Source organism: Caballeronia catudaia, from assembly GCF_001544755.2.
GTDB classification, from domain to species: Bacteria; Pseudomonadota; Gammaproteobacteria; order Burkholderiales; family Burkholderiaceae; genus Caballeronia; species Caballeronia catudaia.
In genome coordinates, this window is sequence record NZ_FCOF02000020.1 from 34044 (window position 1) to 59624 (window position 25581).

Annotated in this window: 21 protein-coding genes; 7 read left to right on the forward strand and 14 right to left on the reverse strand. The window is 63.8% G+C overall.

Features of this window, described 5'->3' with window-relative positions; translation table 11 throughout:
• Positions 1-20: 20 nt before the first annotated feature.
• The 4 genes from panD to AWB75_RS21085 all read right to left on the reverse strand — a co-directional run bounded on the left by panD (position 21) and on the right by AWB75_RS21085 (position 2437).
• Entirely contained in the window at positions 21-407 is a 387-nt protein-coding gene (panD, locus tag AWB75_RS21070; protein WP_061126015.1) for an aspartate 1-decarboxylase, read from the reverse strand.
• Positions 408-424: 17 nt separating this feature from the next.
• Positions 425-1258: a pantoate--beta-alanine ligase gene (gene panC, locus AWB75_RS21075; protein ID WP_061126016.1), complete on the reverse strand. Its 834-nt coding sequence runs from the start codon at positions 1256-1258 to the stop codon at positions 425-427.
• 64 nt (positions 1259-1322) lie between these two features.
• Positions 1323-2150 (reverse strand): segregation and condensation protein A, encoded by an 828-nt coding sequence (locus AWB75_RS21080; protein WP_061126075.1) that lies wholly within the window; start codon positions 2148-2150, stop codon positions 1323-1325.
• A 98-nt stretch (positions 2151-2248) separates the two neighbouring features.
• Positions 2249-2437 (reverse strand): DUF3460 family protein, encoded by a 189-nt coding sequence (locus AWB75_RS21085; protein WP_200823014.1) that lies wholly within the window; start codon positions 2435-2437, stop codon positions 2249-2251.
• Positions 2438-2838: 401 nt separating this feature from the next.
• Here AWB75_RS21085 and AWB75_RS21090 point away from each other — a divergent pair, with 401 nt between their 5' ends.
• Together AWB75_RS21090 and AWB75_RS21095 are read left to right on the forward strand one after the other, a co-directional pair.
• The gene (locus AWB75_RS21090) at positions 2839-4572 is read left to right on the forward strand and encodes an autotransporter assembly complex protein TamA (RefSeq protein ID WP_235012183.1); all 1734 of its coding nucleotides are present in this window, start codon (positions 2839-2841) and stop codon (positions 4570-4572) included.
• Positions 4573-4582: 10 nt separating this feature from the next.
• The gene (locus AWB75_RS21095; protein ID WP_061126019.1) at positions 4583-8731 is read left to right on the forward strand and encodes a translocation/assembly module TamB domain-containing protein; all 4149 of its coding nucleotides are present in this window, start codon (positions 4583-4585) and stop codon (positions 8729-8731) included.
• An 8-nt stretch (positions 8732-8739) separates the two neighbouring features.
• Here AWB75_RS21095 and AWB75_RS21100 read toward each other — a convergent pair whose 3' ends face one another.
• Positions 8740-9240 carry a hypothetical protein gene (locus tag AWB75_RS21100; protein ID WP_235012184.1) on the reverse strand — a complete coding sequence of 167 codons (501 nt, stop codon included), beginning with the start codon at positions 9238-9240 and terminating at the stop codon, positions 8740-8742.
• A gap of 23 nt (positions 9241-9263) precedes the next feature.
• The gene (gene metG / locus AWB75_RS21105; protein WP_087086721.1) at positions 9264-11399 is read right to left on the reverse strand and encodes a methionine--tRNA ligase; all 2136 of its coding nucleotides are present in this window, start codon (positions 11397-11399) and stop codon (positions 9264-9266) included.
• Between the two features lie 94 nt (positions 11400-11493).
• Between metG and AWB75_RS21110 the strand changes: the two genes are divergently transcribed.
• Positions 11494-11676 (forward strand): hypothetical protein, encoded by a 183-nt coding sequence (locus AWB75_RS21110; RefSeq protein WP_235012185.1) that lies wholly within the window; start codon positions 11494-11496, stop codon positions 11674-11676.
• A 228-nt stretch (positions 11677-11904) separates the two neighbouring features.
• Here the strand turns inward: AWB75_RS21110 and AWB75_RS21115 are convergent, their stop codons facing one another.
• On the reverse strand, positions 11905-12561 hold the full coding sequence (locus tag AWB75_RS21115; protein ID WP_061126078.1) for an OmpA family protein: 657 nt from the start codon (positions 12559-12561) through the stop codon (positions 11905-11907).
• Between the two features lie 267 nt (positions 12562-12828).
• Between AWB75_RS21115 and apbC the strand changes: the two genes are divergently transcribed.
• The 4 genes from apbC (at position 12829) to AWB75_RS21135 (ending at position 17708) form a co-directional block, all read left to right on the forward strand.
• Entirely contained in the window at positions 12829-13917 is a 1089-nt protein-coding gene (gene apbC, locus AWB75_RS21120; protein ID WP_061126020.1) for an iron-sulfur cluster carrier protein ApbC, read from the forward strand.
• Between the two features lie 119 nt (positions 13918-14036).
• The gene (locus AWB75_RS21125) at positions 14037-14579 is read left to right on the forward strand and encodes a superoxide dismutase family protein (RefSeq protein ID WP_061126021.1); all 543 of its coding nucleotides are present in this window, start codon (positions 14037-14039) and stop codon (positions 14577-14579) included.
• A 167-nt stretch (positions 14580-14746) separates the two neighbouring features.
• Positions 14747-15316 carry a dCTP deaminase gene (gene dcd / locus AWB75_RS21130; protein ID WP_016344590.1) on the forward strand — a complete coding sequence of 190 codons (570 nt, stop codon included), beginning with the start codon at positions 14747-14749 and terminating at the stop codon, positions 15314-15316.
• 106 nt (positions 15317-15422) lie between these two features.
• Complete coding sequence (locus tag AWB75_RS21135) at positions 15423-17708, forward strand: arginine/lysine/ornithine decarboxylase (protein ID WP_061126022.1); 2286 nt, start codon at positions 15423-15425, stop codon at positions 17706-17708.
• A gap of 94 nt (positions 17709-17802) precedes the next feature.
• On the opposite strand, the gene AWB75_RS21140 is transcribed toward AWB75_RS21135, so the two are convergent.
• From AWB75_RS21140 to AWB75_RS21170, 7 genes are all read right to left on the reverse strand, one after another.
• The gene (locus AWB75_RS21140) at positions 17803-18756 is read right to left on the reverse strand and encodes a Csu type fimbrial protein (protein WP_061126079.1); all 954 of its coding nucleotides are present in this window, start codon (positions 18754-18756) and stop codon (positions 17803-17805) included.
• Positions 18757-18760: 4 nt separating this feature from the next.
• Complete coding sequence (locus tag AWB75_RS21145) at positions 18761-21082, reverse strand: fimbria/pilus outer membrane usher protein (protein WP_235012186.1); 2322 nt, start codon at positions 21080-21082, stop codon at positions 18761-18763.
• A 388-nt stretch (positions 21083-21470) separates the two neighbouring features.
• On the reverse strand, positions 21471-22076 hold the full coding sequence (gene gstA, locus AWB75_RS21150) for a glutathione transferase GstA (RefSeq protein WP_061126024.1): 606 nt from the start codon (positions 22074-22076) through the stop codon (positions 21471-21473).
• 83 nt (positions 22077-22159) lie between these two features.
• Complete coding sequence (locus AWB75_RS21155) at positions 22160-23089, reverse strand: bestrophin family protein (RefSeq protein WP_061126080.1); 930 nt, start codon at positions 23087-23089, stop codon at positions 22160-22162.
• Between the two features lie 113 nt (positions 23090-23202).
• On the reverse strand, positions 23203-23922 hold the full coding sequence (locus AWB75_RS21160; protein WP_061126025.1) for a fimbrial biogenesis chaperone: 720 nt from the start codon (positions 23920-23922) through the stop codon (positions 23203-23205).
• A gap of 111 nt (positions 23923-24033) precedes the next feature.
• The gene (locus tag AWB75_RS21165; RefSeq protein WP_061126026.1) at positions 24034-24540 is read right to left on the reverse strand and encodes a Csu type fimbrial protein; all 507 of its coding nucleotides are present in this window, start codon (positions 24538-24540) and stop codon (positions 24034-24036) included.
• A gap of 217 nt (positions 24541-24757) precedes the next feature.
• Entirely contained in the window at positions 24758-25210 is a 453-nt protein-coding gene (locus tag AWB75_RS21170; protein WP_061126027.1) for a hypothetical protein, read from the reverse strand.
• Positions 25211-25581 lie beyond the last annotated feature (371 nt).

Here is a 25581-nt window from a genome sequence, read left to right on the forward strand (position 1 = left end):
TTTTGCCTGAGGCTAGGCGGTTACGTCCAGGTCTGCGTCGGCACGTGATCGCGGCTGCCCTTGATGCGGTTCTCTTCATCGCAGAACACGAGGTTCGGCTTCCATCCCGCCTTGATCTCTTCCTCGTCCACCTGCGCGAACGCCGCGATGATCACGAGATCGCCCAGTTGCGCGCGGCGCGCGGCCGAGCCGTTCAGCGAAATCATGCCGCTGCCGCGCTCGCCCTTGATCGCGTAGGTGGTCAGACGCTCGCCGTTGTTCACGTTCCAGATGTCGATCTGCTCGTTCTCCATCAGGTTCGCGGCTTCGAGCAGGTTTTCGTCGATCGCGCACGAGCCTTCGTAATGCAACTCGCAGTGCGTGACCGTCGCGCGGTGGATCTTCGATTTCAGCATGGTGCGCTGCATGGTCTTTCCTCTCTACTTCAGATTTCCAGATTATCTATGAGACGCGTCGCGCCCAGCTTCGCCGCCGCGACCACCACGAGCGCCGCATCCGTGTCCGCTTCGCTGGGCGGCAGCAGGTTCGAGCGCTTGCGCACGCTGATGTAATCGGGCTTCCAGCCGCGCTCGGCAAGCGCATTCATCGCGTCGCGTTCGAGCGCGGCGATATCGCGATTGCCCGACAACACCGCGTCGCGCACGCGCTGAAGCTGCTCGGCGAGCTTGGGCGCTTCGGCGCGCTCTTCCGCCGACAAAAAGCGATTGCGCGACGACAGCGCGAGCCCGTCATCATCGCGCACGGTTTCCGCCGCGATGATTTCCGTGGGCAGCGCGAACTGATTGCACATGGCGCGCACGATCATCAACTGTTGATAGTCCTTCTTGCCGAACACCGCGACGCGCGGCTGCACGCACGACATCAGCTTCATCACGACCGTGCACACGCCCGTGAAAAAACCGGGGCGGAATTCGCCTTCGAGAATGTCGCCGAGATTGTGCGGCGGATGCACGCGATACTCCTGCGGCTCCGGATACATGTCCTTCTCGGTCGGCGCGAAGAGCACATAGACGTTCTCTCTCTGCAGCTTTTCGATGTCGTCCTGCAGCGTGCGCGGGTATTTGTCGAAGTCCTCGTTCGGGCCGAATTGCAGACGGTTCACGAAGATGCTCGCCACGACCGGATCGCCGTGCTGGCGTGCGAGGCGCATTAGCGAGAGATGGCCTTCGTGGAGATTGCCCATCGTCGGAACGAAGGCGGTTCGGTTCTGGCCGCGCAACTGGTCGCGCAGTTCATGGATGGAGCTGATGACTTTCATCGAGCGGGTGTCTCCTGTCGGCGCGGCCGGAGGCGGCGCAGCGAAACAAGGGTAAAGGAAATTCTCAGGCGGGCGAGTACGCGAGTCTCACGTAAATGGGCGCGTAGGGCTCGGGCTGCGTGATCTCGATCAGCGATTCGCGCGACAACTCCAGCATGGCGATGAAATTCACCACCACCACCGGCACGCCGCGCGAGGTGTCGAAAAGCTCCGTGAACTCCATGAAGCGCGCGCTCTGCAGACGCCGCAAGATGACGCTCATGTGCTCGCGCACCGAGAGCTCCTCGCGCGTGATCTTGTGATGCTGGACGAGCTTCGCACGTTTGATGACGTCGGCCCAGGCGGCGCGCAGGTCGTTCATGTCGACGTCGGGGAAACGCTGCTCGGCGGCCTGCTCGATGTAGATATCCGCGCGCAGGAAGTCGCGGCCGAGTTGCGGCAACTGGTCGATCTTCTGCGCGGCGAGCTTCATCTGCTCGTATTCGAGCAAGCGGCGCACGAGCTCGGCGCGCGGATCTTCGGCGTCTTCGCCGGTGTCCGCCTTCTTCACCGGCAGCAGCATGCGCGACTTGATCTCGATCAGCATGGCCGCCATCAGCAGATATTCCGATGCGAGCTCCAGATTCGATTCGCGAATCTGGTCGACATAGCCGAGATATTGCGCGGTGACATCCGCCATCGGGATGTCGAGCACGTTGAAATTCTGTTTGCGGATGAGATAGAGCAGCAGGTCGAGCGGGCCTTCGAACGCTTCGAGAAAGATTTCGAGCGCGTCGGGCGGGATGTACAGGTCCGTGGGCAGCTTCCACAGCGGCTCGCCGTACAGATGCGCGAACGCGACACCGTCGATGGTGTCGGGCGTCGAATCGGTCGCGGGCGCGGCGAGCGCCACGGCCCGGTCGTCCCGTGCGTCGTCGCGCTTCGCCTCATTGCGCGAATGAGGCGATGAATGCGCGGACGTTTGCGGTTCGCGGCCGGCTGCGCTCACGTTCAGAAGTTCTGGTAGTAGACGTAGGGCGTCTGGTTCACGCGCGATTGCTGCTGCTTGCTGCGCTCGTCGAGGTCGATCGGCTGCTTGTCCCACAAAAGCGCGCGGCCGCAGCGCTGTTCTTCTTCCAGCGAGGGCTTTTGCACTTTCAACTGATTGATGAACTGGGTGATATCCGACTGATACATGATGCGGCTTCCGTTGGGTCGAGACGTGTTCGTGTGACGAAGTCGGCGTGGGCGGCAACCCGCCTTGCCCTGATTTCGCCTGTGCGTCGCAATTTTACCGCAAGCGTGCAGCGGCAACGTATCTTGCGGCGCGCGTGTTTCGCGCGCCGCAAGGTGTACGAGCGTGCCGGTTTCGCGGAACCCGGCCGGTGCAAAGCCGTCCAACGGCGCACGTCTCGCGCGAGCCGGCCTGCTTTGCGGCGTCGGCGCACGGCAATGTGGTGAAATAGCGCCTGCGTCAAATTCGCGGCGCAGCAAGTTTTACCTTTCAATCCCACTCATCCCGATGCCGGAGGTCACGTTTGGCGGGCCGTTCGTTTGATCTGCTGCGCGCAACGCGCGTGAAGCCGCATGGCCCGAGGCGCATGTCCGTCTTGTCGATGGTGTTCGTCGCGCTCGCCGCGTTCGGCCTCGCCGCGCCGGCTTTCGCCAAGTACGACATCGACATCGATGCGCCGCGCAGCGTGAAGAAGCTGCTCAAGGAGAATCTCGACATCGCCCGTTTCGCCAAGCGCGACGACGTGAGCGACGACCAGTTCCAGTTCCTCGTCACCGCGGTGCCGAAGGACGTCCGCGATCTCGTCGCCACCGAAGGCTATTTTTCGCCGGTCGTGCGCACGGACGTGACGACCGTCGACGACAAGCGCACCGTCAAGGTGAGCGTCGACCCCGGCCCGCGCACGACCATCGCTTCCGTGCAACTGAATTTCACCGGCGCGGTGACGACCGAGGATCGCGCGCAGGAAAATGCGGCGCGTTTCGCGTTCTCCGTCAACGAAGGCGATCCCTTCACGCAAAACGGCTGGAGCGACGCGAAGACCGCGGCGCTCAGGGCGCTGCAATCCAGGCGCTATCTGGGCGCGAAAATCGTGCGCTCGCAGGCGCGCATCAATCCGCGCGCGCATATCGCCGATCTTTCGGTGACTTTCGACAGCGGCCCGACCTTCACGCTCGGCAAGCTCGACGTGAGCGGCCCGAAGCGCTATCCGGCGTGGATCATCGACCACGTGAATCCGATCCGGGAAGGCGAGATCTACGATGCGGCGCGCGTGAACGAGCTGCAGCGGCAGATCCAGAACACGCCGTATTACGCGAGCGTCGCGATCGACGCGGACGCCGACGTCAGCAAGCCGGTCGACACGCCGCTGCATGTGAAGGTCAGCGAATATCCGTACCACAGCATCCGCTACGGCGTGGGCTATGCGACGGACACGGGCTTTCACATCCAGGGCGGCTACAGCTATCTGAACACGTTCGGCGCGGCGTATCCGTTCACCATCTCCGGGCGGCTCGACCAGACGCAGCAGTACGGCCGCGTGCAGCTCGCGATGCCGCCGGATGCACACGGCTGGGTGAACGCCGTGTTCGGCTCGTACACGATCACCGATGTATCGAGCACGATGATCTATAGCGCGCGCGCCGGGGTGCAGCGCTCACGTTCGCGTCAGAACATCGACACGACTTTTTCGCTGACGTTCTACGACGACCGCCTGACGCAGAACGAGCCGAATCCGTCGACGGCGCGCGCGCTCGTGCCCGCGTGGACGTGGGTGCGGCGTGACGTCGACGATCCGCTGTTCCCGCGCCGCGGCAACATCATCCGCGCCGAGGCGGGCTTCGCCGTGAAAGGCGCGCTGACCGATCAGACCTTCGCGCGCCTCTACACCAACGCGGTGCAGTACTTTCCGCTCGGCAAGAACGATCTGCTGCTGTTTCGCGCGGAGTTCGGCGGCGTGTTCACGAGCGGGCCGTCGAGCGGCGTGCCGGCATCGCTGCTGTTCCGCGCGGGCGGTGCGAACTCGGTGCGCGGCTATAGCTATCTGAGCATCGGCAACAATGTGGCGGGCTCGGTTCTGCCGACGAAGTACATGGTGACCGGCAGCAGCGAATATCAGCACTGGTTCACGCACGACTGGGGCGGCGCGACGTTCTTCGACATCGGCACGGCGACGGATACGTGGGGCGAGCGCGTGTTCCAGCCGGGCGTGGGCGTCGGCGTGCGCTGGCGCAGCCCGGTCGGCCCGGTGAACGTCGACGTGGCGTATGGATTCAAGAGCAAGAGCGTCAAACCGTATCTGACGCTCGGCATCGCGTTCTGATGGAAAAAGCATGACGGAACCGACCAACCCGGCCGACACCCCCGCATCTGGCGGCAGCGCCGGCGACCACGACAATGGCAACGGCAAGCACGCGCCGCCCCCGAAAAAGAGCGGCTGGCGGCGCCTCGCGCGCTGGATCGGCGCGCTCGTGCTCGTCGTCGTGCTGATCGTGGCGCTCGCGGCAGGCGGCGTGCTGTTCGTGCTGACGACGGAGCGCGGCACGCGCTACGCGTGGGACGCGGCGACGTCGCTGCTCAAAGGGCAACTGACCGGCAAGCTCGACGGCGGCGCGATCGCGACCGGCCTGCAGTTGCGCGACGTGCGCTGGAAAGACGGCAAGGGCACGGACATCGCGGTCGACAGCGTGTCGGGCCGCTGGGCGCTCACGCGCGAGCCGCTGCGCTTCACGATCGACTATCTGCACGTCGGGACGATCGATGCGCGCGTCGCGCCATCGAACGAGCCGAGCAAGAAGACCGAGCTGCCGAAGGACTTGCGCATTCCGATCCAGCTCGCGATCCGCGATCTGTCCGTCCAAAAACTGCGCCTGCATCAGGGCACGACGACGACCGAATTCTCCCGCCTGCTTTTCAATGGGCGCAGCGACGGCCAGCATCACGAAGCGACGGTCCAGCGCCTCGACACGCCGTTCGGCGCGGTGACGGCGGCGGCGAAGCTCGACGGCGGCGCGCGGCCGTTCCCGCTTTCCGGCGATGCGGGCTACGCCGGCAAGATCAACGGCGAAGCGGTGAACGTGAGCGCGCGGCTCGCCGGCTCGCTCGAAGACCTGATCGCCGACGTCGATGCAAGCGGCATGAAGCTGAAGGGACAGGCGCACGTCGAAGCGCTGCCGTTCGCCGACGTGCCGCTCAAGTCGGCGCTCGTCACCTTCGATCACGTCAATCCGCAGGCGTTCGCGCCGGGCGCGCCCGAGGCTGATCTCGCGGTGCGCGCCGAAGTGAAGCCGGTCGAGGGCGCGGACCCGAAGGCGTTCATTGTCGCCGGGCCGGTGTCGATCGTGAACGCGAAGCCCGGTTCCATCGACAAGAAACTGCTGCCGCTCATCGACGCGCGCGCGAACGTGCGGCTCGATGCCTCCGAGCAAAGCATCACCGACCTGAACGTGCGGCTCTTGAAAAGCGCGACCGTGACGGGTGGCGGATCGCTCGTGGACGGCAAGGGCAAATTCGACTTGAAGGTGGCGAAGCTCAATCTGAGCGCGATCGAACCGACGCTGCGCCCGACCGATTTCGCCGGGCCGATCAGCGTGGTGCTCGCGGGCGACACGCAGACGATCACCGCCGATCTCAGCGACCCGAAAGCGGCGCTTCGCGCGCAGGCCAAGGTCAAGCTCGATCCAAAACAGACCTCGCTCGACGACGTGAAGCTGACGGTCGGAAAAGGGCGCGTCGAAGCGAACGGCGCGCTGAAGAAGGACGCCAATTCGAGCTACGACCTGAAGGCGAAAATCGTCGACTTCAATCCGCTTCTGCTGCAACAGCAGTTGATCGCGCCGAAACCCGCGCCGGCGAAGAAGGGCGCGCCGAAAAAGGCGGCCGCGCCGCCGCGCGTGATCGAGGCGCGCGTGAACGGCACGCTCGCGGCATCCGGCCAGCTCGCGCCGACGCTCACGACGAAAGCGACATTCAAGCTCAACGACAGCATGTACGACAACCTGCCGCTCACGGGCGAGGGCACGGTGCAGGTCGCGGGCACGCGTCTCTTGCCGAGCAAGGCGTCGCTCTCGGTCGCCGGCAACGACGTCGACGTGAACGGCAGCTTCGGCGGGCCCGGCGACCGCCTGCGCTTCAAGGTCGACGCGCCCGCGCTCGAGCGGCTCGGCTTCGGCATCGCGGGCACGGTGAAGGCGGACGGCGATCTGACCGGCTCGATCGCGCATCCGAACGTCGTGGCGAACTATCAGGCCGATGGCGTCGTCTTCGGCGCGAATCGCCTGGGGCACGCGGAAGGCCGCGCGGATATCCGCGACGGTGCGAACGGCGCGCTCGTCTTCACGCTGAAGGCGCGCGATTTCAGCACGGAAGGCATCGAAGTCGCGAACCTCGACGCGAATCTGAACGGCACGCGCGTGCATCACACCCTCGACCTGACCGCGACGGGCAAAGTGCGCGGCCAGCCGGTGAATCTCGCGGCCGCCGCTGCCGGCAAGTTCACCGACGCGCCCGACGGACCGCACTGGGACGGCGCGATCACGAAGCTGTCGAACAATGGCACGCCGTCGCTCAATCTCGAAGCGCCGCTGTCGGTGAGCTACGGCCCGAATCGTCTCGTGCTCGGCGCGACGCGGCTCGCGGCGGAAGGCGCGGTGCTGAACCTGAAATCGTTCGCGATGGAAAATGGCCGCGTGCAATCGGCGGGCACGCTCACGAACCTGTCGGTGCCGCATCTGCTCGAAGTGCGCCGGCAGTTGACGGGCGCCGAACCGCCGATCCGCACCGATCTCGTGTTCGACGGCGACTGGGATTTCTCGCTCGGCGCGACCGCGACGGGCCACGCGCAAATCAAGCGCCGCGGCGGCGACGTGACGATCGACGGCGCGCGCGGGCTCGCCGCGCTCGGCATCACGGATATTGCGGCGCGCGCGGATTTCACCGACGGCAATCGCCTGAACGCGTCGCTGCATGCGCAGGCGAGCCGTATCGGCGTGATCGACGCGAACGTGCACACGCCGCTCGTCAACCGCGACGGCATGCTCACCCTCGACGACAATGCGCCGCTCACCGGCGGCATCGACGCGAATATTCCCGAACTGCGCACGACGGGCGGGCTGCTCGGCGCGAACTATCTGCTCGGCGGCAAGATCGCGCTCAAGCTGGTGATCGCGGGCATCGTCGCGAAGCCCAATCTGTCGGGGTCGCTCACCGGCGACAACGTGTCCGCGACCGTCGTCGATCAGGGCGTGCAACTGAAGGACGGCATCATCCGCATCGCGCTGTCGGAGAATCTCGTCGATCTTCAGCGCGTCGAGTTTCACGGCGCGAGCGGCACGCTGCGCGCGACCGGCAAGGTGCGGCTCGACCAGCAGCAGCCCGATCTCACGGCGAGCATCATCGCGGACAAGCTGGAATTGTTCGCGTCGCCGGACCGCGAGCTGACGCTCTCAGGCGAGGCGAAGATCGCCAACGCGGGGCTGCAGGGCGGCATGGCGATCGACGGCAAGTTCACCGTCGATCACGCGCTGATCGATCTGCCCGAATCGTCCGCGCCTTCACTCGGCGACGATGTCGTGATCGAGCGCCCCGATGGCACCATCAAGGGCGAAAACACGAATCGGCAGATCGCGGCGGCGACCGAGAAGCCGGTCGGGCCGTTCACGCCGCGCGCGAACATCGACATCAATCTGGGGCAGAAATTCCGCTTCAAGGGCGCGGGCGCGGATCTCGGGCTCGCGGGCACCATCACCGCGACGAGCGCGCCGAACATGCCGCTGCGCGCGGTCGGCAACGTGCGCGTGACGCCGGGCTCGACCTACACGGCGTTCGGTCGCAAGCTCGCGATCGAGAACGGCTTTTTCACGTTCAACGGGCCGGTGGCGAATCCGGGCATCAATATCCTCGCGATGCGGCGCAATCAGGAAGTGGAGGCGGGCGTGCAGGTGACGGGCACGGTGCAGGCGCCGGTCGCGAAACTGATCTCCGAGCCGAGCGTGCCCGACAACGAAAAGCTCTCGTGGCTGCTGTTCGGCCACGGCACGGATCAGGGCAACAACGTCGGCCAGCAGAGCGCGATGACGAGCGCGCTCGCGCTGCTCGGCAGCAGGGGTGGCGCGAAGATCGCGCAGACGGTCGGACTCGACGAGTTCACCGTCGGGTCCAGCGAAGTCGGGCTGACGGACCCGCAAGTCGTGCTGCTCTCGAAAGCGATCAACGAGCGGCTCGTGATCGGCTACGAACAGGGGTTGCAATCGGCGAACAACGCGATCAAGGCGACGCTGAACCTCTCGCGATTCTGGTCCGTGACGGCGTATGGCGGGACGTATCAGGGCGTCGATCTGTCGTACACGCGCAGGTTCAATTCGTGGGCGCGGTTGTGGGCGGGATCGCCGGGAACGCAGGCTGTGCAGCCTTCGGCTGCTTCGGGCGCGTCGGGGGTGAGTGCGCCGTTCGGGGCATCGGCGACGGCGGTGGAATCGGATTGATCGTCGGATCAAAAATAACTGCCACAGACAACGAATACGCCGTTTGGCAGCGTGCGCAACGTGATCCGGTTGGCCTCGAACGACATGCCGCGGCCATCGCGGTGATGCAGAAAAGAGAACACGCCGCCGCCGATGAAATGCAGCGTATGAGATGTCGTGTCAGTCGTGGTCACGACTTCATGCCGTAAAACCTGCGCGAGATCGCCGATCTGAACCTGACGAATCTCGGGTATCGTCCCGTTGATTCTTCCGTCCTCGGACAGAACGTACTTGTCTCCATCCGGACCTTCGATCAACTGACTGCCGTCAGGAAAATCAGTGTGTTTCCCGCCGGGAATGTCAACGAATGAACCGTTTGGCGCCGTCGCGCGTGATGAATCTTTGGGCTGTCCATCTTTCATTGCGTGTGCTTTCGTTTGATCAGGAAAGCAGAGTAAAACGCAGACGGACGGAAGAATCAACGCTTGCCGATCGGCATGAAAAAGGCCACGCAAGCTGTGCGTGGCCATTCATCGCGAAGGAGCCGTGCGCCTTACTTCACGCGCATCCCCGGCTTAGCGCCGCCGTGTGGTTCGAGAATATAAAGCCCCGGCTCGGCTTTCTCATCCGCCGCCGACGCCGCCAGCACCATCCCTTCGGACAGGCCGAACTTCATCTTGCGCGGCGCGAGATTGACGACCATCACGGTGAGCTTGCCGATCAGATCCTGCGGCTGATACGCCGACTTGATGCCCGAGAACACGTTGCGCGTCTTGTCCTCGCCGATATCGAGCGTCAGTTGCAGCAGCTTGTCGGAGCCTTCGACCGCTTTGCAATCGACGATCTTCGCGATGCGCAGATCGACCTTCGCGAAGTCGTCGATGGAGATGACGCCCGACGCTTCTTCCTTCTTTGCGACGGTCTTCGCCGGAGCAGCCGCAGCCGCAGCCGCAGCCGTTTCCGCAGACGGCGCGAGCGATTCGCGATTGGCCGCCAGCAGCGCCTCGATCTGCTTCGGATCGACACGCGTCGTCAGATGCTTGTACGCGTTGATCGCATTCGCCGACGACAGCGGCTTCGCGGCATCGGCCCAGACGAGCGGCGCGATGCCGAGGAACGACTCCACCGATTCGACGAGCTTCGGCAGCACCGGCTTCAGCGCGAGTGACAGCAGGCGGAACGCTTCGAGGCTCACGCTGCAGGTCTCGTGCAGCGCGACGGCGTTCGCCGGATCCTTCGCCTGCTCCCACGGCTTCGCGGTATCGACGTAGGCGTTGACCGCATCGGCGAGTTCCATCGTCGTGCGCAGTGCGCGGCCGTACTCGCGTGATTCGTAGAAACCGGCGATCTGGCCGATCGCGTCGCGCAGTTGCCCGAGCAGCGCATGATGCATCGCGCTGTCCTGCACGCGGCCGTCGAAACGCTTGATCAGAAAGCCCGCCGCGCGGCTCGCGATGTTCACGTACTTGCCGACGAGATCGCTGTTCACGCGCGCCTGGAAGTCGTCGAGATTCAGGTCGATGTCTTCCATCGTGCTGTTGAGCTTCGCCGCGAAGTAATAGCGCAGCCACTCCGGGTTGAGGCCCGTGTCTATCACGCTCTGCGCGGTGATGAAGGTGCCGCGCGACTTCGACATCTTCGCGCCGTCGACGGTGAGAAAGCCGTGCGCGAACACGTTCGTCGGCGTGCGATGGCCGGAGAATTCGAGCATCGCCGGCCAGAATAGCGTATGGAAATACAGGATGTCCTTGCCGATGAAGTGGTATTGCTCGGCCTTGGCGCCGCGTGCGATCCAGGCATCGAAATCGATCCCCACGCGATCCGCGAGATTCTTGAAGCTCGCGTAATAGCCGACCGGCGCATCGACCCAGACGTAGAAATACTTGCCCGGCGCGCCGGGAATCTCGAAGCCGAAGTAGGGCGCGTCGCGCGAAATGTCCCAGTCGGCGAGTTTGGCTTCGCCCTGGTCGCCGAGCCACTCGCGCATCTTGTTGGTCGCTTCCGGCTGCGCGAGCCCGCTGACCCAGCCGCGCAGGAACGTCTCGCAGCGCGGATCGGACAGCTTGAAGAAGTAGTGCGTCGAGGTCTTGCGGATCGGCGTTGCGCCCGACACGACCGAGTACGGATTGATGAGCTCGGTCGGCAGATAGGTCGAGCCGCAGACTTCGCAGTTATCGCCGTACTGGTCCTTCGCGCCGCATTTCGGGCACTGGCCCTTGATGAAGCGGTCCGGCAGGAACATTTCCTTGACCGGATCGTAAGCCTGCTCGATGTCGCGCGCCTCGATCAGACCCGCCTCCTGGAGCGCGGTGTAGATCGAATTGCACAGGACGCGGTTTTCCTCGGCATCGGTCGAGTAGTAGTTGTCGAACGAGATGCCAAAGCTGTCGAAGTCGCGCTTGTGCTCTTTCCACACGCGCTCGATCAGCTGTTTCGGCGTGATGCCTTCCTTCTCGGCGCGCAGCATGACCGGCGTGCCGTGGGTGTCGTCGGCGCCTACGTAATAGACCTCATGGCCATGCATTCGCAGCGTCCGAACCCAGATGTCCGTCTGAATGTACTCGACCATGTGGCCGATATGAATCTGACCGTTCGCGTACGGCAACGCGGACGTGACGAGGATCTGGCGGCGGCCGCTTTCGTTGGCGGCAGGCGCGGCGGCGGCAGTGGCTGAAATCGGTGCTGACATAAAGGCGCGGCCTGGGGTAGAAGTGCTTGGGTTGCGAAAAAGCGGATTTTGATTTTAGCAGGGAGGGGACGCGGGCCGGATGTGGTAGGGCGGGATGGAAATTCACTACTACGAGATGATCCGCCAGGGCGTGCGCAAGTCTGAACTCGCGCGCCGCCTGAACGCGCATATGCCACAGGTGGACCGGCTGCTCGATCCGCGCCACTCGTCGAAGATTGAAGCGATCGAGGCTGCTTTCCGTTCGCTCGGCAAGCGCCTGAACATTTCGATTGCCTGAGCCATCGAGCAAAACCAGACGCACAAAAAAACCGGGGTCCAATCGGGCCCCGGAGCAACAACGACAAGAGGAGAATGGCGGGTGATGGCCTCGCCATCCACCCACCGTAAAGACAGACAAGCGCCGCACGTCCAAGTTTCAAAATTTTTTCAGACCGATGCGCGCGCCTGCCGCGCCACTCTCGCCGCAGCGAAGAAAGCGGCGATTTCCTCTTTCAAATCAACTGCTTTACTGAACCTGACCCGGCTGCGCGGTCGCGCGCAGATAGATTTCCACGCGACGGTTCTGTGCACGGCCGGCTTCCGTCGAGTTGTCCGCGATCGGCTGGTTCTGGCCCATGCCCTGCGACGACAGACGCTGCGCCGGGACACCGTGCGTCGAAATGTACGACGCGACGCTCTGCGCGCGATTCTGCGACAGCGTCTGGTTGTAAGCCGCCTGGCCGGTGTTATCCGTATGGCCGACGACGTTCGCGATCAGCTCCGGATGCTGCTGCATCGTCTGCGTGACGGAATTGAGCACCGGATCGAACGACGGCTTGATCGCGTAGCTGTTCGTGTCGAACGAAATCGAATTCGGGATGTTCACCTTGAGCGAGCCGTCTTGCTGCTCGGTCACCTGCGTGCCGGTGCCCTTCGAGTCGCCGGAAATCTTGTTCTTGATCCCCTGCCAGTTGTAGCCGACGATGCCGCCCGTCGCCGCGCCCGCTGCCGCGCCGATCGCCGCGCCCTTGCCGCCGCCGAAAATCGCGCCGATCGCAGCGCCGGTTGCCGCGCCCGCGCCGGTGCCGACCGCCGTGTTGGTGCCCTGTTGCGTCTGGCAGCCCGCGAGCAGCGCGCCCGCGATGGCAAACACGGACAAGCGGGTCAGGAATTTCCTGTTCATCTTCATTCTCCTTGTGAATCGACAAGCGGTTCGGCGATGAGCGCCGACAGTGCGAAAGGGTCTTCGGACGAGCCTCCGGACGAGCCTCTACAATAATGAGAGAAGGCGTCCGTTTGCCCGATGCGATGCGTCCCCGGAAAGATTTGCAGCGGCATAGTGCAGTGCGCGAGCCGCCGGGCGCAATGGCGCTAACAATTACTTGCAAATTCTTCAGTCTGTTGCGCGCGCCGAAGGGCGGTAAGCAACAACCGTTCCAATGGAGTCCAGATGAGTATTGACCGCGCGAAGATCGACAACGCACTCGCCACACTGACCGATCCGAACACCAACCGCAAGTTTGCAGATACGAAAAGCATTCGCCATGTCGCCGTCGATGGCGCGAAGGTCGCGGTGAGCGTCGTCCTCGGCTATCCGGCGAAAACGCAGTTCGGCGCGATCCGCGCGCAGGTGGAAGACGCGCTGCGGCAAGTGCCCGGCGTAGCGAACGTCACCGTGGACGTGTCCTCGCAGGTCGTCGCGCATGCGGTGCAGCGCGGCGTGAAGTTGCTGCCGAACGTCAAGAACATCATCGCGGTGGCGTCGGGCAAGGGCGGCGTCGGCAAGAGCACGACGGCCGCGAACCTGGCGCTCGCGCTCGCCGCGGAAGGCGCATCGGTCGGCATGCTCGACGCCGACATCTACGGCCCCTCGCTGCCGATGATGCTCGGCATCACCGGCCGTCCCGAATCGCCCGACAACCAGACGATGAACCCGCTCGAAGGCCACGGCATCCAGGCGAACTCGATCGGCTTTCTGATCGAGCAGGACAACCCGATGGTCTGGCGCGGCCCGATGGTCACCTCCGCGCTCGAGCAACTGCTGCGTCAGACGAACTGGAAGGATCTCGATTACCTCATCGTCGACATGCCGCCGGGCACGGGCGACATTCAGCTCACGCTGTCGCAGAAGGTGCCGGTGACGGGCGCGGTGATCGTCACGACGCCGCAGGACATCGCGCTGCTCGACGCGAAGAAGGGCTTGAAGATGTTCGAAAAGGTCGGCATCCCGATTCTCGGCATCGTCGAGAACATGAGCACGCACGTCTGCTCGAACTGCGGCCACGAGGAGCACATCTTCGGCGCGGGCGGCGGCGAGCGCATGGCGAAGGAATACGGCGTCGAGATTCTCGGGTCTTTGCCGCTCGATATCAGCATCCGCGAACGGACCGATGCGGGCCAGCCGACGGTCGTATCGCAGCCCGAGAGCCGCATCGCGGAAACGTATCGCGCGATTGCTCGGCGCGTCGCGATTTCGGTCGCCGAGCGTCAGCGCGACATGACTTCGAAGTTTCCGAGCATCGTCGTGCAGAACACCTGATTTCGAGCATCCCGACGAATCTTCGCGAGCCTTGTGCAATGCGGCTCGCGGTATCATGTCGCCTTCGATGCGCGGCAGCGCGGACGCAGTGGGCGTTCGCGGGCCGCCGAGAGGATCGCATGAGACACGGATTCGACGGGAGGGCAGCAAGGACGCCTGGCGTCTTGATCGCACTGGCCGCTTGCAGCGTGATGCTGAGCGGTTGCGGCCTCATCTTCCAGAATCACGAGAAACGCGCGGACGCGGTGCTTCAGCCGACGCCCGGCTACGCGGCGCGCGGCACCGTCACGCTGATCGAGCGCGCGGACGGCGTGCAGGTCTCGTACAGTGTCACCGACATGCCGCCGAACAGCGATCACGCGCTGACCGTGCACGAGCGTGGCGATTGCATCGCCGTGAACGGTCAGGATTCGAGCCCGGTGTTCGCGCTGCCCGCCGAGCGCAGAAAGCCGGGGTTCAGGCTCGAAGGCGAGCTCGGCAATATCCACGCGGATGCAACCGGCGCGGCGACGGGCTTCATCGTCGCGACGGATGTCTCGCTCGACGGCGTGCGCTCGGTCATTTCGCGCGCCATCATGCTGCATCGTGAAGCGGTGGACCCGTACGCGAGCGCGCCGCACAACGTGGGACCGGCGCTCGCCTGCGGCGTGATCCGCCGCTAGGCGGTGAAGACGGGCGCGGCGTCTCGGTCGCCCGACCCATCGCGTAAAATACGCGCTTTCATTTTTCGTTTGGCACGCGCGGGCGCGACCCGCCGCCTGCCATGCTCCGTTTCACCGCAGGCGGCGGTCGCGAGACCCGAGCCGAACACCCTTGAGTAGCGTCCCCTATGAGCATCAAATCCGACAAGTGGATTCGCCGCATGGCGGAAGAGCACAAGATGATCGAGCCGTTCGTGCGCGATCAGGTGCGTGTGGCCGAGGACGGCCGCAAGATCGTGAGCTACGGCACGTCGAGCTACGGCTACGACATCCGCGTCGCCGACGAATTCAAGATCTTCACGAACATCAATTCCACGATCGTCGATCCGAAAAACTTCGACGAGAAATCGTTCGTCGACTTCAAGGGCGATGTCTGCATCATTCCGCCGAATTCTTTCGCACTTGCACGCACGGTCGAATACTTCCGCATTCCGCGCTCATGCCTGACCGTGTGTCTCGGCAAGTCGACGTACGCGCGCTGCGGGATCATCGTCAACGTGACGCCGTTCGAGCCGGAATGGGAAGGCTACGTGACGCTCGAATTCTCGAATACGACACCTTTGCCTGCCAAAATCTACGCGAACGAGGGCGTCGCCCAGGTTCTGTTCTTTGAAAGCGACGAGATCTGCGAGACGTCGTACGCGGATCGCGGCGGGAAGTATCAGGGGCAGCACGGCGTGACCTTGCCGAAAACCTGATCATCGCGCTCATCAGAACGCGCACGCACTAAAGCTTGTCGAAAAGACCGCTGGCCCTTGAATTGCGTTCAGGGCGGCGGTCGTTTCCATTCTGGAGATTCGCCTCATGAAGTTCCGCTTCCCCGTCGTCATCATCGACGAAGACTTTCGTTCCGAGAACATCTCGGGTTCCGGCATCCGGGCGCTCGCCGAGGCGATCGAAAAGGAAGGCGCCGAAGTCCTCGGCCTGACGAGCTACGGCGATCTCGCCGCGTTCGCGCAGCAGTCGAGCCGCGCCTCGTGTTTCATCCTTTCGATTGATGACGACGAATTGCTGCCGTATGCGGACAATGTCGTCGTCGAGGGCGACACGCCGGAGCTGGCGTCGGCGATCGTCGCGCTGCGTGCGTTCATCAACGCCGTGCGCCGCCGCAACGCCGATATCCCCATCTTCCTGTACGGCGAAACGCGCACCTCGCGCCACTTGCCGAACGACATCCTGCGCGAGCTGCACGGCTTCATCCACATGTTCGAGGACACGCCGGAGTTCGTTGCGCGCCATGTGATCCGCGAGGCGAAGGTGTATCTCGATGCGCTCGCGCCGCCGTTCTTCAAGGAGCTCGTGCAGTACGCGGACGAAGGCTCGTATTCGTGGCACTGTCCGGGACATTCGGGCGGCGTCGCGTTCCTGAAGAATCCGTTGGGGCAGATGTTCCATCAGTTCTTCGGCGAAAACATGCTGCGCGCGGACGTCTGCAATGCTGTCGAGGAACTCGGCCAACTGCTCGATCACACCGGCCCGGTCGCGGCGTCGGAGCGCAACGCGGCGCGCATCTTCGGCGCGGATCATCTCTTTTTCGTGACCAACGGCACGTCCACGTCGAACAAGATCGTATGGCACGCGACCGTTGCGCCGGGCGATATCGTGCTGGTGGACCGCAATTGCCACAAGTCGATCCTGCACGCGATCACGATGACCGGCGCGATTCCCGTGTTCCTCACGCCGACGCGCAACAACTTCGGCATCATCGGGCCGATTCCGCGCGACGAGTTCAAGCCGGAGAACATCAGGAAGAAGATCGAGGCGAATCCGTTCGCGCGCGAGGTGCTCGCGAAGAATCCGAAGGTGAAGCCGCGCATCCTGACGATCACGCAAAGCACCTACGACGGCGTGATCTACAACGTCGAAATGATCAAGGATCTGCTTGGCGACATGCTCGACACGCTGCACTTCGACGAAGCCTGGCTGCCGCACGCCGAGTTCCATTCGTTCTATCAGGACATGCACGCGATCGGCGCGGGCCGTCCGCGCACGGGCGCGCTCGTGTTCGCGACGCACTCCACGCACAAGCTGCTCGCCGGCATTTCGCAGGCGTCGCAGATTCTCGTGCAGGACAGCGAGAACAGCGCGTTCGACCGCCATCGTTTCAACGAGGCGTATCTGATGCACACGTCGACGTCGCCGCAATACGCGATCATCGCGTCGTGCGACGTGGCGGCGGCGATGATGGAAGCGCCGGGCGGCGAGGCGCTCGTCGAGGAATCGATCGCGGAAGCGCTGGATTTCCGCCGCGCGATGCGCAAGGTCGATGCCGAATACGGCGACGACTGGTTCTTCAAGGTCTGGGGCCCGGACGCGCTGGCGGAAGAGGGCATCGGCGACCGCGAGGACTGGATGCTCAAGCCCAATGACCGCTGGCACGGCTTCGGCGCGCTTGCGGACGGCTTCAACATGCTCGATCCCATCAAGGCGACGATCATCACGCCGGGGCTCGACGTGGACGGCGAATTCGGCGAAACCGGCATTCCGGCCGCGATCGTGACGAAGTATCTGGCGGAGCACGGCATCATCGTGGAGAAGACCGGGCTTTACTCGTTCTTCATCATGTTCACGATCGGCATCACGAAGGGCCGATGGAACTCGATGGTCACCGAGCTTCAGCAGTTCAAGGACGACTACGACAACAATCAGCCGCTGTGGCGCGTGCTGCCGGAATTCGTCGCGCAGCATCCGTCTTACGAGCGCATCGGCTTGCGGGATCTGTGCGAGCAGATTCACAGCGTCTATCGCGCGAACAACATCGCGCGTCTCACGACCGAGATGTATCTGTCGAGCATGGAGCCGGCGATGAAGCCTTCCGAAGCGTTCGCCAAGCTCGCGCATCGCGAGATCGATCGCGTGCCTATCGACGAACTCGAAGGGCGCGTGACGTCGATCCTGCTGACGCCGTATCCGCCGGGCATTCCGTTGCTGATTCCGGGCGAGCGTTTCAATCGCACGATCGTCGATTACCTGCGTTTCGCGCGCGAGTTCAACGAGCGCTTCCCGGGCTTCCACACGGACATTCACGGGCTCGTCGGCGAGACGATCAACGGGCGCATCGAATATTTCGTGGATTGCGTGCGGGGTTGATCATCGCCCGATGATGCGGTTATGAAGGGACAGCCCAATCGGCGCAGGCGGATTGGGCTGTTTTCGTTTGGGCGGCACATCGGGTCGCCAGACCTCAAAAGCTTACCGTCGCCGTGATCGTGTCCGTGTACCGCCCCGGCGTTTTCGAGGGCTGCGGCGGCACTAGGCCATACACCGTCATACTGTGCGCCGTACCCGTGCCGATGGCGCCCCACCTCACCGTGCCATTCGAGCCGTCGCCCCAAATCTCGGCGCGGGATGAGCCCAGGTAGAGTTGGTAGTCGATCGTGTCCGCGCCGCCTTCGAGCAGGAGCTTGCGCTGCGTGATGCTGCCGCCCGGCGTGGTGCCGCCGTCGAGATCCACGAAGAAGTCCACGCCGGTGACACAGGTGACCGTCACCCGGCTCGTCGCCTGCAGCGATTCGTTGAGCAGGCTGGTGCTCCCAAAGCGCATCGGCGTCGCGCTGATGTCGCAATCGACGCCCACGTTCGCCGTCACCGTGAACGGAGCGGTCTTGAACGGCGCCGTCGATGTCGCGCAGTTCGGCGGCGTGCCGCTGTAGCCGACGTACACGAAGTACGTATCGGTGGCGGTGAACGGTTGCGTGTAGGTGCCCACAGCCACGTTCTGCTTCGGCGGAATGCGCCCGTAGAACGGCTCGTTCGCCCAGACATTGCCGCTGGGATAAACCGGCAGATCGAGAATCAGCGGCGCAGTGTTGGGCGCGGTCACCGATCCCCACACGCTGTTGTGATCCGGATCGACGTACAGGTTGTAGTTCAGCACCGCGCCGTTCGGGCCGATCAACTGACGCGGCGCGGTCGCGCTGATGTTCAGGCACATGCGGACCATCGGCGTCGAGTAGCCGGTGCACAAAATGTGAATGCCGCCGACGATATCCTGCGGCTCGGTCTGAAGCGCGCTGATCGTGCCGAAGTCCGTATATCCCACCGAAAACGTGCAGTTCTGCGCGTGCGCCGCTTCGTGCAGCGTCATCAACGCGAGCAGCACGGCCACGTATCGGCAGATGCGAAATAGGCATCGCATGATGTCACCTCCCATCGTTCCTGTTCGCGGTGCACGGCACCGGTCCGATCTGCGCGAGCGTGCCGGCCGCCGGGGCCGCGTACTTCACGTCGGCCGTGCAGTCGAGATTCCTGCCGTGGATCGTCACCTCGTTGTTCGCGTCGAGCTTGTCGAAGAACGCGAGGCCGTCGTAGCCCACCGTCGCCGTCGCGCCGCTCGGCGCGAGCGTCGCCATCGCGCCGGCGGGAAGGGCCTGGCCGTTCGCATCGACGAAACTCACCGACGCGCCCTGGTAGCGCGCCATGCCGAAATGCGCGAGCGCGCCCGAGCGACGCTCCGGCGCGATGTCCAGTCGCGTGCGATCGATCTGCACGTCGGGCGGCAGCGCGAGCGGATCGATCGCCAACTGGTTGCGCTGGTAAGACGTGAGGTCGGGCACGAGCAGATAGCCGCGCGTGTCCGTCGCGCCGACCAGACGGTTTTCCTGCGTCACCGGAACCTTGGCGAGGCCGTCGGTCGAGACGAGCGCAAAGCCGTCGGTGAGCGTGCGCGACGGCAGCACCGTGCCGTCCATCACGACGAGCGCGCCCGCGGCTTCGACGGTGGCCGTCGTCACGCCGTTGAAGCGCTGCGCGGTCGCCTGGAAGTCGCCGAAGCTCGCGCGATAGTTCGCGCCCGCGAACGCATGCCGATAGTCCGCGCCCGCGCCGCCCTGCACGGACCAGCCCCAGCCGCCGCTGAAATCGGCGGGGCGCGACGCGGTGACGTCCCCGCCGAGCGCGAACGTCACGCCGATGGAGCCGCCCCACACGCCGCGCTGCAGGAAATCGCGGTAGGTCGTCGCGAACAGCGACCAGCGCTTGCCGACCTGCGCGTTGTAGGCGAGCGTCGCGACGCGCGCGTGCCCCGAGAAGCTGTCGAGCGAATCTATGTAGCTCAGGCTCGCCGATTGCCCGCGCCCGAGCGCGACGGAAGCGGTCGTCTGATAGATATGCTGGAAGATCGACGTATTCGACAGCGCGGCGATATCGCGATAGCCGTCCGTTGCGCGCGTCGCCTGCACCGTGAACGAGAACTTCGGCCCGATGTACTGATAGCCGATGCTGAACAGCGCGCCCGTCATGCCGTGCAGCTTGCTCGCCGCCGCCGCGGTGCTCAGGACGCCCGCATCGCCGATGCCGATGATCGCGCCCGCGCCGCCGTTGGAAAGACCCTGTCCGCCTTCCGCGTGGGCCTGTAGCGTGAGCCAGTCGGTGACGCCGTAGCCGTAGAGTCCGCTGAAGATCGGCGACGACTCGTAATCGTTCGAGCTGATCGTGTAGTTGTCGCGCAGAAAACCGATATCGATCGAATAGTTCGACAGGTCCTTCGCGAGCAGCCTGGTGTCGATGTAGAGCGGAATGCTCGTCGTCACGCGGCGCCCGAGCGCGTCCGTCACGACGACCTGCGCGACGCCCGCCCCGGTGAGACTCGGCGGCTGCGAAATCTGGAACGGGCCGGGCGCCGCGTTGCCGCTGTACTGGCGCAGGCCGTTGATATAGAGATCGACGGCCGAAGGCACCGCCGCCGAACCGGCGAACACCGGCAACGGAAACGTGATCAGATCCGGACGCAGGCTGAAATCGCGCTGCAACTGAATGCCGCCATAGCGGACCGAGCGCGACCATGCGAGCGAGCCCGAGATGGTGTCGCCGACGGTCATCGTGAAGAGCGTCGAAGGACGGGAATATGTCCAGTTGGTATCGAGCCGCGTGTAGCGATTCAGGCCCATTCCGTTCAGATAGGTGCCCGTGTTGTCGAATACGCCGTAGTGCGTGAAGAAGCGCTGTTCGCTCCAGACGCCGAACTGGTCATCGTGCACATCGCCGATATTGCGCAGATACGTGATGTCGTAATTGAGCACGAAGCCGGTGCCGGGCGTCGCTTTCGGCGTGGCCGGCGTGTGATAGCCGATGCGCTGCGTGACGCGGCGCGCCTCGTCGACTTGCAGGATCGCCTGCTGTTTCGCGACGGAATACTCGGCGTGCAGCCCGGGGATCGATGCCAGCGCGATCCAGCCTTCCGCGTCTGGTTTGAGATCGTTGACGCGCACGCCTGCATCTTCCAGCGTCGATGGCTCGGCGTACAACTGGCCGTCGCGCAAACGGAAGGTGGCGGGCTCACCCAGGCTCGCGCCGTTCAGCACGATTTCGAGCACGAGCGTCTGCGCCGCGCCTGGCCAGGGCGCTGCACGCGGCGCGCCGGCGAGGTTCGGAAGCTCGCCGGGCGGGCCGCCCGTGATATCGTCCTGCGCAACCGCCGTCGATGCGATAGCGCAAAGCACAATGAACCCGCGTGCGAAACGCACGCGGCATCCGCAGGTGCTTCCGCGAAAGACGGGCCGCGCGCGCATGGCAGCAGAGGGAGGGGTTTGTTGCGCTTATCGGCGACTGCACGGTTTGGATGCGCAAAATAATAAATAGTGATGCGAAATTATTTGTTCGAAAAAAACATGAATCATGACGGGAGCGCGAACGGCGGACCGTTGCGGGATCGGCAAGACCGCATGGATGAGTTTCGAATAGCGTGGCATCGCCGCTCTCCCAAGTCCGCTCCGACCCACGATTTGATAACGCGTCTTTTAGTTGCTGACAAGCAGTTACTTGCGCCGCGGCGTATCCCGCACGATGACGTCGATGCAATAAAAAACGGTCTCCGAAGAGACCGTTCGTTCATCGCGTTCCAGCGCTCGTGATTCAGACGAGACCTTCGGCCTTCATCGCGCGCTGCACGGCGGGACGCGCACCGACGCGCGCCTGATACGCGACGAGCACCGGCCACTTGCCGAGATCGAGGTCGATATGCTTCGCCCAGCCGAGCACGGTGAAGAGGTACGCATCGCCGATGCTGAATTCATCGCCGAGCAGATACGGCTTGTCGGTGAGTTGCTGTGCCGTGTAGGTGAGACGGCGCTCCAGATTGGACATCGCGGCGGCTTTCCAGTCGCTGCTCGCCGCGGGATTGAAGAACGGCGAGAAGTTCTTGTGCAATTCCGTTCCGATGAACGTCAGCCAGCCTTGCAGGCGATAGCGCGACATCGCGTCGGCGAGCGGAGCGAGATGCTTCGCCGGCGCCTGATCCGCGACGAATTGCATGATCGCGGGGCCTTCGGTCAGCAGTTCGCCGCCATCCAGCAGCAAGGCCGGCACGTAGCCTTTGGCATTGATCGCCGTGAAGTCGGCGCCGCTCGCGGTCCGCTTGGTTTTCAGATCGACTGCTTCGATTTCGTAGGGCAGTCCGGCTTCTTCGAGAACGATATGCGAGGCAAGCGAACATGCCCCGGCTTTGTAGAACAATTTCAAATCTAATCTCCGTGACAACAACCGCGGAGGATTATGAATCAGTTCGATCGCGCGCGGCAGATGCAATCCTGAAATTGACCGTGTCAGTCGAGGATGTGTTCGGGCGAAGACGTCGGCGGCTTTGGCGCGCGTTCGAACGCGGGATCGGCGGCCATGTCGTGCAGGGCCGTTTCGATCGAATCGCAGATCGCGTTGAGCGCGAGATCGTTCTCTTCCATGCCGAACGGATCTTCGATTTGCGCGGCGATCGCTTCGAGAGCCATGAACGCATACGCGACCAGCAACGCGAAAAGCGGCGTGAGCAGGCCCGCGCCGTCGACGAGACCGAACGGCAGCAGCGCACAGAAGAGATAGATCGTGCGATGGATCATCACCGAGTACGAGAAGGGCAGCGGCGTGCCCGCGATCCGCTCGCAGCCGCCGAGCACGGCCGACAGCGCGTTCAGATTGTGCTCGATGGCGAGCACCGCGTAGCCGTCGAGCGCGCCTTCGCGCTTTCTTTGAGCGACCCATTCGCCGAGCCAGAGCAAGAGCAGCGCGGGACGATACTGCGAGTGCGCGGCGCGCGTGTGCAGCTCCGGCGGCAGGCGCGGCGCGAGATCGGCGAGAGCATCGGTGCCGCGCAGTTGATGGCGCAGCGCATGCGCGAAGCCGCCCAGGACGGCCAGAAAGCGGCGCGTTTGAGCGGCATCGCCCGGATGCGGCAGAGTCAGCGCCTGGCGCGCGAGCGAGCGCGCGGTGATGAAGAGCGAGCCCCACAGCTTCCGGCCTTCCCACCAGCGCTCGTAGCTTGCGCTGTTGCGAAAGCCGAGGAACACCGCGAGTGCAATGCCGACGAGCGCGAAAGGCGGCGTGCCGAGACCGATCGGATAGTGGCGGACGTGGTCATGCATGAAGATCGCCGCGACTGAGAGCGCGAAAATCATCCCGAGCCTGGGCAAAAGCTGCGGCAGCACGGAGCCGCGCCAGACGAAAAGCAGCCGGAACCAGTGCAGCTTGGGGCGAATGATCATGGGCGGGCAGCGGACGAAGCCGTGAGTGTATTCGACTTCGCCGATTATCTCGAAAATCGACGCGCTGTGAGCGAGGCGGCTCACGCAGCTCAGGCATGGCGCACCTGAACCGGTCACTGCGCGGTTTCGATCCGCGCGTCCTGAGTCTTGCCGTTGATGCTCGCGCTCACGCCGCTCGGCGTGCCTTTCAGCTTCGACGCGATGTCGGCCAGAGACCACGAGCGCACGCGACCCGCGAGCACGTAGCCGAGCAGCCCGGTGGAGAGGGGCACGTCGCCGCCGCCTGTTTTGATGGTGACGACGCTCAGTTGCGCATGAAGCTTGCCGGTGTTGCTCACGCGCAGGAAGGGTTGTCCGTTCTTCGGGACGATGGACCAGTGCAGCACCGGTTCACCCTGTTCGCCGCCAGCCGAGACAAAGAGGGGTACTGAGTAACGAAAGCGAAACTGAACGGCGTTCGCGGCTTCGGCGCCCGCTGCGGGCAACTCGTCGATCAGCAGCCTATAGGTCCGTTCCGCGGGCGGCGGCGCGCGATCGGCTCGAATCACGCGCACGATCTGCTTCGCGCCGGGCGCGATCGGCGCGATCGGCGGGCTTGCGATCAGATCGCGTGTCGGAACCATCGAGTCCTTCTCGTCGGCCTGATCCCAGTTGAAAACGCGCACTTGCGCGTTGATGGGCTGATCGCCATCGTTGCGCAATTCGATTGCTTTACCGGTTTCGGTTGCGTCGAGATGAATGGAGACGGGGGAAATCTGCAGCGACGCCGCGTGCGACGAGCCGACGTGAAGCGCCAATAAAAGCGCTAGCGCACAGAGGAACACATGTCGCATCGCTGACCTCCGGGTCGTGGCCGACCGTCAGTCATTGATAGTGCGAATCGCAGGTAATGGCAAGCGCCGGGCGTTGCGCGCGGCGCTTCTTTCCTGCTTCGTGCGCGTCGCTCAGAACGCGACGGTCGCGGTGACGGTCGACGTGTAGGTATCGGCGGCAGGCATCGATTGCACCGGCACCCGGCCGTAGACGGTGATCGGCTGCGCGCTGCCATTGCCGGTGCCCGCTACGACGTCGGTGCCCGTCGTTTGACCCCAGACCTGGGTATGGCCGGCATCGCGATAGAGGTTGTATTTGACCTGCGCCGTGCCGCCCGCGTTGGCCAGTTCGCGATCGGCGATCGTCGAACCGGTGGCCGAGCCCGCGTCGAGCGCGACGGTGTACGGCGTATTTTTCGTGCAGGTGACCGAGACGCTCGTCGTCTGGTCGAGATTGCTGTCGATCACGCCGGTCGAGCCGAAGTTCAGCGGGTTCGCCGAAATGGAGCAGTCGGCCTCCACGGTAAGCGACACCTGGAAGGTGGCGGTCTTGCTGCCGGCAAACGCGCCCGGCGCGACGGACAACGCGGCTGCGCTCATGACTGCGACCAGGGTGGCTTTGGCGAACGTGCTCTTCATGCTGATTCTCTCCGTATAACTGCAGAAGGTTTGCGGTAGCGGGCTTGACTTCCGGCGCCCGTCGACATGTGAACAGATTAATGAGATGAAACTTGAGACGGAACGGGACGACTCTTAAGTCGCGTGCGTCGAACGACAATGCGTCGTTGATGGAATCGAATCAATGGCGAGTGCAATGGCGAGTGCAACGGCGACGCGCGATCAGATGCTTCGGCCTTCAGAACACGATGGTCGTCGGCACGATCTCCGAAAGCGGGTCGCCTGGCGCGTCCGCGGCGGCGCCATCGTCGTTTGCGCTTTTTCCGGCGCCCGGTTCCGCGCGCTTCGTCCTGGCTTGCGATTCGGCTCGCGTCGTGCCGTGGCGCAAGGTGTAGCGCGCCACCGGGATATCGCCTTCGCCGGCGAGGAGGCGCACGGCCTTGCCGAATTGCGGTTCGAAATCGCCGCCCTGCAACACGTACGGCGCGGTGCGGCCGCTGCAGCGCACCGTGAGATCGCTCGAGGTCGAATCCGCAACGGGCGTTGCGGCGACCATCGTGCACGTGTCCGAAACGGTCAGCGCCACTCTGAACGATGCGGCGTGTCCGGCGGCCGAGGCGCCCGACATACCGATGGTCGTCGACAAGACGAATGCAACGACGATCGACGTTACACGCAGCATGCTCTTCATGGCGGGGCCTCCAATGGAATAGTCCGATCCTGAACCCACCTTATCGCAAGTGTTTATAAGAATGAATGAGACACGTCTTATTGGAGCGGTTTTGCGAATGCGCGTATTTGAGTTTCGATCGGGTCGCGATTCGCGCGCACGATTGCGCGATTGAAACAGAGAAAATCCTGCCGGCGGCAATCCGATTTTCAAACCCGAAAAGTCGTGTGGAACTACCCTGTATGGGAATGAGCACCTAGAATGAAAGTCATTCGATTCCTATGATCCTCCATAAAATTAGGAAACCAAATCAAAATTTCATTCGCGCGATCAGTCGGTTCGATTGATCCGTCCGTGGAATCGAAAAGAAGCCGTTTCGAAAATCGAACAAA

Coding starts and splice junctions, on each gene's coding strand:
- panD (WP_061126015.1), bottom strand. CDS start 407: ATGCAGCGCACCATGCTGAAATCGAAGATCCACCGCGCGACGGTCACG.
- AWB75_RS21160 (WP_061126025.1), bottom strand. CDS start 23,922: ATGCGACATGTGTTCCTCTGTGCGCTAGCGCTTTTATTGGCGCTTCAC.
- apbC (WP_061126020.1), top strand. CDS start 12,829: ATGAGTATTGACCGCGCGAAGATCGACAACGCACTCGCCACACTGACC.
- dcd (WP_016344590.1), top strand. CDS start 14,747: ATGAGCATCAAATCCGACAAGTGGATTCGCCGCATGGCGGAAGAGCAC.
- metG (WP_087086721.1), bottom strand. CDS start 11,399: ATGTCAGCACCGATTTCAGCCACTGCCGCCGCCGCGCCTGCCGCCAAC.
- AWB75_RS21115 (WP_061126078.1), bottom strand. CDS start 12,561: ATGAACAGGAAATTCCTGACCCGCTTGTCCGTGTTTGCCATCGCGGGC.
- AWB75_RS21155 (WP_061126080.1), bottom strand. CDS start 23,089: ATGATCATTCGCCCCAAGCTGCACTGGTTCCGGCTGCTTTTCGTCTGG.
- AWB75_RS21090 (WP_235012183.1), top strand. CDS start 2,839: ATGTCCGTCTTGTCGATGGTGTTCGTCGCGCTCGCCGCGTTCGGCCTC.
- AWB75_RS21140 (WP_061126079.1), bottom strand. CDS start 18,756: ATGCGATGCCTATTTCGCATCTGCCGATACGTGGCCGTGCTGCTCGCG.
- AWB75_RS21170 (WP_061126027.1), bottom strand. CDS start 25,210: ATGAAGAGCATGCTGCGTGTAACGTCGATCGTCGTTGCATTCGTCTTG.
- AWB75_RS21125 (WP_061126021.1), top strand. CDS start 14,037: ATGAGACACGGATTCGACGGGAGGGCAGCAAGGACGCCTGGCGTCTTG.
- AWB75_RS21095 (WP_061126019.1), top strand. CDS start 4,583: ATGACGGAACCGACCAACCCGGCCGACACCCCCGCATCTGGCGGCAGC.
- AWB75_RS21135 (WP_061126022.1), top strand. CDS start 15,423: ATGAAGTTCCGCTTCCCCGTCGTCATCATCGACGAAGACTTTCGTTCC.
- AWB75_RS21110 (WP_235012185.1), top strand. CDS start 11,494: ATGGAAATTCACTACTACGAGATGATCCGCCAGGGCGTGCGCAAGTCT.
- AWB75_RS21165 (WP_061126026.1), bottom strand. CDS start 24,540: ATGAAGAGCACGTTCGCCAAAGCCACCCTGGTCGCAGTCATGAGCGCA.
- AWB75_RS21100 (WP_235012184.1), bottom strand. CDS start 9,240: ATGGCCACGCACAGCTTGCGTGGCCTTTTTCATGCCGATCGGCAAGCG.
- panC (WP_061126016.1), bottom strand. CDS start 1,258: ATGAAAGTCATCAGCTCCATCCATGAACTGCGCGACCAGTTGCGCGGC.